This window comes from Streptomyces sp. NPDC002790 (assembly GCF_040295505.1).
In the GTDB taxonomy this organism is placed as follows: Bacteria; Actinomycetota; Actinomycetes; order Streptomycetales; family Streptomycetaceae; genus Streptomyces.
In genome coordinates, this window is record NZ_JBEOVM010000183.1 from 1 (window position 1) to 7,845 (window position 7,845).

Here is a 7,845-nt window from a genome sequence, read left to right on the forward strand (position 1 = left end):
GGGCGCCGTACCTCCGCCACGGGGCCCCGCCCCGCCCCCCCCGCCACAAACCCCGGGGGGGCACAAACGATCGGGGCTCCGCCCCGAACCCCGCTGCTCAAACGCCGCAGGGGCTTGAGTTGGCCCGCTGCCCGATCCCGCAGGGGCTTGATTTGCCCCGCCCCACCTTGGAGACACCCATGACCACGGTTGCCAGTCCCAGCGTGTCCGAGTTCGTCTCGCCCGGGTCCGCCACCGCGCTTCTGGAGGAGTACGCCCCCGTTACCGACCGGTTCGTCGCCACGCCGCACCGTACGCTCCTCGGGCGTGGAGTGGTGGCCGAACTTCCGCACAGAGAAGGGCCGTTGAGTCCTCGCGTGCAGGCGTTGCTCGACGCGCGGCGGCGTGCCGGGGATGCGAATCCCGTCGTGATGGGGGCCCTGCCGTTCGACCCCGGCGCGGCGCCCGCCCTCGCCGTGCCGGAGTCCGTGCGATGGGCGCCGCCGCTGCGTGAGGATCCGCTCATCGCGTTGCCCGTGCCACAGGTCGACGCCCAGTGGTCCGTGCGCGAGGTGCCGGAGCCGGAGGTGTACGGCGCGGCCGTCGCCGCGGCCGTCGAGCGCATGAAGGCCGGCGAGTTCGACAAGGTCGTCCTCGCCCGCACCCTCGAACTGACCGCCGCGCAGGCCCCGGACCTGTCCACGATGCTGCGCCGTCTGGCCCGCCGCGACCCCGCCGGCTACACCTTCGCCGTGCCCAGCGCCCCCGGCCGTACGCTCATCGGCGCGAGCCCCGAACTCCTCGTGTCCCGCACCGGATCCACCCTCACCGCCAACCCCCTCGCGGGCTCCGCGCCCCGCTCCGCCGACCTCGCCGAGGACGTGCGCCGCGCCGCCGCGCTCCTCGAGTCGGCGAAGGACCTGCACGAGCACGCCGTCGTGGTGGACGCGGTGCGCGCGGCCCTCGCCCCGTTCTGCCGGACCATCGACATCCCCGCCCGCCCCACCCTCGTACGGACGGCCGCCATGTGGCACCTGTCCACCACCGTGAGCGGCGAACTCGCCGACCCCGAGCGCACCACCGCCCTCGACCTCGCCACCGCCCTGCACCCCACCCCCGCGGTGTGCGGCACCCCGACCGGCCTCGCGCGCCAAGTCATCGCCGAGTCCGAGCCGTTCGACCGCGGCGCCTACACCGGCATGGTCGGCTGGCAGAACGCCGACGGCGACGGCGAGTGGGTCGTCACCATCCGCTGCGCCGAGGCAGAGGGCAATCTGCTGCGCCTGTTCGCGGGCGCGGGAGTCGTCGCCGCCTCCTCGCCCGAGGCCGAGACCGCCGAGACCGGCGCGAAGTTCCGTACGTTCCTGAGCGCCGTGGGAGCCGCCCTGTGACCAGCCCCCTCAGCCCCGGTGTCGACGCCCCCACCTGGCCCGCCGAGTACGCCGAGCGGTACCGTTCGGCCGGTTACTGGCGCGGCGAGACCTTCGGCGGGGTGCTGCGCGAGCGTGCCGCCGACCACCCCGACCGGATCGCCCTCGTGGACCCGGCCCCGTCCAGGCGCACCTGGACCTACCGCCAACTCGACGACAGGGCCGACCGGTTGGCCGCGGGCTTCGTGGAGCGCGGCATACGCAAGGGCGACCGCGTCGTCGTCCAGCTGCCGAACGTCGGCGAGTTCTTCGAGGTCGTCTTCGCCCTGTTCCGCATCGGCGCGCTCCCCGTGTACGCGCTGCCCGCGCACCGCGAAAGCGAGATCGCGTACTTCTGCACCTTCACCGAGGCCGTCGCCTACGTGATCCCGGAACGGCACGCCGGCTTCGACCACCGGGCGCTCGCGAGCAAGGTCCGGGCCGGAGCCCCGAGCCTGAAGCACGTGTTCGTGGTCGGGGAGAACCCCGGCGAGCACACCTCACTCGCCGAAGTACCGCACGAGCCGGGGGAGTTGGACGGGCCGCAGCCGCACGAGCTCGCCTTCCTCCAGCTGTCCGGCGGCACCACCGGCCGGCCCAAGCTCATCCCGCGCACCCACGACGACTACATGTACTCGCTGTGGGGCTCGAACGAGATCTGCGGCGTCGACGCCGATACCCGCTTCCTCGTCGTGCTGCCAGCCGCCCACAACTACCCGATGAGCAGCCCGGGTTGGCTCGGCGTCCTGTACGCCGGCGGCACCGTCGTGCTCGCGCCCGCGCCCGACCCGGACACCGCGTTCCCGCTCGTCGCGAGCGAGCGGATCACCATGACCGGGCTCGTCCCGCCGCTCGCCCTCGTCTGGACCGACTCCGCGGCCGACACCGCACACGACCTCTCCACCCTGGAACTCGTCCTCGTCGGCGGCGCCAAATACAGCGAACAGGCAGCCCGCCGCCTCGAACCCGCCCTCGGCTGCCGCCTGATGCAGGTCTTCGGCATGGCGGAAGGCCTCGTCAACTACACGCGTCTGGACGACGATCCGGAGACGATCGTCGCCACGCAGGGGCTGCCCATCTCCCCGGACGACGAGGTACGCGTCGTCGACGACGCCGACCAGGACGTCCCCGACGGCGGCTTCGGGCACCTGCTCACCCGCGGCCCGTACACCATCCGCGGCTACTGGCGCGCCCCCGAGCACAACGCCCGCTCCTTCACCGCCGACGGTTTCTACCGCACAGGCGACATCGTGCGGCGCACCCCGACCGGGCACATCGTCGTCGAGGGCCGGGCGAAGGACCAGATCAACCGGGGCGGCGAGAAGATCGCCCCGGAAGAGATCGAGAACATCCTCCTCGCCCACCCCGCCGTGCACGACGTCTCCGTCGTCGGCGTCCCCGACGAGTTCCTCGGCGAACGCTCCCTCGCCTACGTCATCCTGCGCGCGGACGCCGGATCCCTGAGGTCCGTCGCCGTGAAGCGCTTCGTACGGGAACGGGGCGTGGCCGCGTACAAGGTGCCCGACCTCGTCGAATTCGTCGACGCCTTCCCGCAGACCGGCATCGGCAAGATCAGCAAGAAGCACCAGCGGTCCGCCGCCGAGCAGCACTGAGAGGTTCCCCCCACCATGGCCCTGCCCGCCATCGCCGCCTACCCGCTCCCGACCCCCGCAGAACTCCCCGAGAACCGGGTCCGCTGGACCGTCGACCCGGCCCGCGCCGTGCTGCTCGTCCACGACCTCCAGCACCACTTCCTCGCCAAGTACCCGCAAGCCGAACAGCCGTTGACCGGCATGCTCGACAACATCGCCCGGCTGCTCAAGGAGAGCCGCGGCCTCGGCATCCCCGTGTACTACTCCGCGCAGCGCGGCGGCCAGACCCCCGAGGAGCGCGGGCTGCAACTCGACTTCTGGGGACCCGGCGCCGCAGACGACCCCACTGCCCTCGCCATGCCCGCGGCCGTGGCACCCGAGGACGGCGACACGGTCCTCACCAAGTGGAAGTACAGCGCGTTCGTCCGCACCGAACTCGAGGAACTGATGCGGGAGTCGGGCCGCGACCAGCTGGTGATCGTCGGCGTGTACGCGCACATCGGCGTCATGATCAGCGCCGCCGACGCGTGGATGCGGGACATCCAGGCCTTCGTCGTCGCCGACGCCGTCGCCGACTTCACCCGCGAGGACCACGACATGGCGCTGCGCTGGGCCGCGGGCCGCTGCGCCGTCGTCACCACCACGGACACGTTCATCGAGGAGGTACGGGCCGCATGACCACCCTCACCGTTCGGAAGATCCGCGAGGACGTCGCCGACTGCCTGGGCGAGGACCCCGCCGAGATCCCCCTCGACGAGAACCTCGTCGACTACGGGCTCGACTCCGTCCGCGTCATGACCCTCCTCGAGCGCTGGCGCAGGGACCACGGCGCCGAGGCCTCGTTCGTCGACCTCGCCGAGCAGCCGGCCATCGAGGCCTGGGCGAAGCTCCTGGGGGTGGCCGCCTCATGACCGCACTGATCAGCGAGCCCACCCGGGCCCCCGACCTGGTCCTGCCGCTCACCTCCGCCCAGTCCGGCATGTGGTTCGCGCAGGCCCTCGACCCGCTCAGCCCCGCGCAGAACACCGCCGAGTACCTGGAGATCGACGGCGACATCGACCCCGAGGTCTTCGCGGAGGCGCTGCGCCGGGTCGTCGCCGAGGCCGACGCGCTGCGCGTCCGCGTCGAGGACACCGCCGACGGGCCGCGCCAACGGGTGTGCGGCAGCGTCGAGTTGCCGCTGACGGTGCGCGAGGACCTGAGCGAGGACGAGGCCCTGGCCTGGATGCGCGCCGACCTCGCCGAACCCTGCGACCTGGCGAAGGGGCCACTGTTCGGGCACGCCCTGTTCCGCGTGGGGGAGCGGCGCTGGCTCTGGTACCAGCGCATCCACCACCTCGTCATCGACGGCTTCGGCTACTCCCTCCTCGTCGGCCGGACCGCCGCGATCTACACGGCACTCGTACGCGGCGAGGACCCCGGCCCCCGCGCCTTCGAAACGCTCGCCGACCTGCTGGCCGTCGACGCCGAGTACCGCGCGTCCGACACCTTCGCCGCCGACCGCGCGCACTGGGGAGCGGCCTTCGCCGACCGCCCGGAGGTGCCCCGGCTCGCGGGGCGCGGCGCGCTGCCGTCCCGTTCCTTCCACCGCCGTACGACACGGATCGCGCCGGAGACGACCGAGCGGCTGAAGGAACTCGCCGCGAGCACCCGCGCCACCTGGCCCGACGTCCTCATCGCCGCACAAGCCCTCTACACGTCGCGCGCGACCGGCCGCGCGGACGTCGTCCTCGGCCTGCCGATGATGGGCCGCATGGGCTCGGTCGCGCTGCGCGTCCCCGGCATGGTGATGAACGTGCTGCCACTGCGCCTGACCGTCACCCCCGACGCCACCTTCGCGCAGCTCGTACGCCAAGTGGTCCTGGGCGTCAGGGAGGTGCGCCGCCACCAGCGCTACCGCTACGAGGACATCCGCCGCGACCTCGGCCTGCTCGGCGAGAGCCGCGGCCTCGTCGGGCCCCTCGTCAACGTCATGCCGTTCGACTACGGCGCCGAGTTCGCGGGCGTCCCGGCCCGCGCCCACAACCTGTCGGCAGGGCCCGTCGACGACCTCACGGTCAACATCTACGACCGTGCCGACGGCCGCGGCCTGCGCATCGACCACGACGGCAACCCGGCCCTCTACGAGGACGAGGATCTCGCCGCGCACCAGACCAGGTTCCTCGACCTGCTCGGCCGCCTCGCCGAAACCGACCCGCAGGCTCCGCTCGCCACCCACACCATCGCCACGACCGCCGAACTCGCCCTCGTCCTCGACGAGTTCAACCGCACCGAACGTGCCCTGCCGCCCACTACCCTCATCGGCCCCATCGAGGCACAGGCCGCCCGCACCCCCGACGCGACCGCGCTCATCTACGACGGCACGGTCCTCACCTACGCGCAACTGAGCGCGCGAGCCAACCGGTTGGCACGCCACCTGCAAGCGCTGGGCGCCGCCCCCGGCCGTCTCGTCGCGGTCTCCGTCCCGCGCTCGGCCGAGCTGATCGTGACACTCCTCGCCGTCCTCAAGTCCGGCGCCGCGTATCTGCCGCTCGACCCCGACTATCCCGAGCAGCGCCTCACGTACATGCTGCGGGACGCCGAACCCGTCTGCGCCGTCACCGACGTCGCGGACCGCCTCCCGGCCGACGCGGGCACCCCGCTGGTTGTTTTCGAAGGGCTCGACCTCTCCGCGTACGCCACCGTCGACCCGGCCCGCGCGCTCACACCCGCCCACCCCGCGTACGTCATCTACACCTCCGGCTCGACCGGCCGGCCCAAGGGTGTCGTCGTACCGCACTCCGCGATCGACAACCGGCTGCGCTGGATGCAGCACGAGTACGGCATCGGAGCGGCGGACGTCGTCCTGCAGAAGACACCGTCCTCGTTCGACGTGTCGGTGTGGGAGTTCTTCTGGCCACTGCGCGAGGGCGCGACGCTCGTCGTCGCCGAACCCGGCGGCCACAAGGACCCGGCCTATCTGGCCCGCATCATCCGCCAACAGGCCGTCACCACCTGCCACTTCGTGCCGTCGATGCTCCAGGTGTTCCTCGCGGAAGCCGACGCCGGCTCCTGCGCGGGCTCGCTGCGCCGCGTCTTCTGCAGCGGCGAGGCCCTGCCCCGCGAGACGGCGAACGCCTTCGCGCGGACGCTCCCCGGCGTGGCACTGCACAACCTGTACGGTCCGACGGAGGCCGCCGTCGACGTCACGTACCACGCGTGCGAGCCGTCCGGCGCGGGCCCCGTGCCCATCGGCCGCCCCGTGTGGAACACCCGCCTGTACGTCCTCGACCCGGCCGGGCAACCGTGCCCACCCGGCATCATCGGCGAACTGCACCTCGCTGGACGCCAGTTGGCGGACGGCTACCTGAACCGCCCCGAGCTGACCGACGAACGCTTCGTGCCGGACCCCTTCACGCCGTACGAGGGCCTTCGCATGTACCGCACCGGCGACCTCGCACGCTGGACCGAACACGGCGAGGTCGAATACCTCGGCCGCACCGACCACCAGGTCAAACTGCGCGGCCAGCGCATCGAACTCGGCGAGATCGAGGCCGAGTTGGCGGCACAGGAGGGCGTCGACGGTTCGTGCGCGCTCGTCCTCGACGACCGCCTCGTCGGATACGTGACCGGAGCCGCGCCCGACCCCGCCAAGATTCGCGCCGCGCTCGCCCACACCCTGCCCGAGCACATGGTGCCTTCGGCGATCGTGCCGCTCGACGCGTTCCCGCTCAGCCCCAACGGCAAGCTGGACCGCCGCGAACTCCCGGCACCCGTGTTCACCGGAGGCGGCGGCGCCCGGCCCCCCGCGGACCCGCGCGAGGAGACGCTCACCCGCCTCTTCGCCGAAGTGCTCGACGCCGAAGGGGCGGGCCCCGACGACGCCTTCTTCGACCTGGGCGGCACCTCACTGCTCGCCGTGCGCCTCGTCAACCGGGTCCGCGAGGAACTGGGCGCGGAGCTGACCATCGGCTCACTCTTCGCATCCCCGACACCGGCGGCGCTCGCGGCCCGCATCGACGACGCCTCACCGGCGTCCACGGACGCCCTCGGTGTCGTACTCCCACTGCGCCGCGAGGGCGACCTTCCGCCGCTCTTCGCGATCCACCCCGCAGGCGGCATCTCCTGGTGCTACGCGGGCCTGACCGCACGCCTCGACCGGGACCAGCCGGTGCACGGCCTCCAGGCGCGCGGACTGACCTCGGACGACCCGCTGCCGGGCACCCTGTGGGAGCAGGCGGCGGACTACGTGCACGAGATCCGCCGGATCCGGCCGCACGGCCCGTACCGGCTCATCGGCTGGTCCGTCGGCGGCATCCTCGCGCACACGGTCGCCGTACTGCTCCAGGAAGCGGGCGAACAGGTCGAACTCCTCGCCCTGCTCGACGCGTTCCCCGCCGAACAGTGGCGCGAACGTCCCGCCCCGGAGGAGGGCGACGCCCTCACCGCCGTCCTGCGGATGGCCGGCTTCGAGCGCACCGACGAGGCCACCCGCGAGGACGTCCTGGCCACCCTGCGCAAGGCCGGCAGCCCCCTCGCCGGCCTCGACGACAGCACGCTCTCCCGGATCGTCGACATCGTCCCCAACCACGCCCGCATGATGCGCGCCCACCAACACCGCCGCTACGAGGGCGACATCCTGTTCTTCACGGCAGCCGCCCCGCGCCCGGAGAACTGGCTCACCCGCGAGGCCTGGCGCCCGCACATCACGGGCCGCATCACCAACCACGACCTGCCCTGCACCCACCCGGAGCTGCTCAAGGAGGAGCACGTGGAGCGGATCGCGGAGGCGCTCGCGCTGCGCCTGAAGGAACTGGGGGACTGACCGCGCAGAGGGGTGTCTGCTCGGAATGGTGTCGCAGTCATACGTATAACTGCGACACCAT

Annotated in this window: 5 protein-coding genes; all 5 read left to right on the plus strand. The window is 72.4% G+C overall.

Features of this window, described 5'->3' with window-relative positions:
- Positions 1-179: 179 nt before the first annotated feature.
- The 5 genes from ABT004_RS35265 to ABT004_RS35285 are packed head-to-tail and all read left to right on the plus strand — an operon-like array spanning position 180 to position 7,784.
- Entirely contained in the window at positions 180-1,370 is a 1,191-nt protein-coding gene (locus ABT004_RS35265; protein WP_351345549.1) for an isochorismate synthase, read from the plus strand.
- A complete protein-coding gene (locus tag ABT004_RS35270) occupies positions 1,367-3,001 on the plus strand; it encodes a (2,3-dihydroxybenzoyl)adenylate synthase (RefSeq protein ID WP_351345552.1) in 1,635 nt (544 codons plus the stop codon). Before ABT004_RS35265 ends, ABT004_RS35270 begins: the two co-directional genes overlap by 4 nt.
- 15 nt (positions 3,002-3,016) lie before the next feature.
- Positions 3,017-3,658, plus strand: coding sequence for an isochorismatase family protein (locus tag ABT004_RS35275; RefSeq protein WP_351345555.1), 642 nt, complete (start codon positions 3,017-3,019; stop codon positions 3,656-3,658).
- Positions 3,655-3,891 (plus strand): phosphopantetheine-binding protein, encoded by a 237-nt coding sequence (locus tag ABT004_RS35280; RefSeq protein ID WP_351345558.1) that lies wholly within the window; start codon positions 3,655-3,657, stop codon positions 3,889-3,891. The genes ABT004_RS35275 and ABT004_RS35280 overlap by 4 nt, the downstream gene beginning before the upstream one ends.
- Positions 3,888-7,784 (plus strand): non-ribosomal peptide synthetase, encoded by a 3,897-nt coding sequence (locus tag ABT004_RS35285; RefSeq protein WP_351345561.1) that lies wholly within the window; start codon positions 3,888-3,890, stop codon positions 7,782-7,784. Before ABT004_RS35280 ends, ABT004_RS35285 begins: the two co-directional genes overlap by 4 nt.
- The last annotated feature ends 61 nt before the right edge of the window (positions 7,785-7,845 follow it).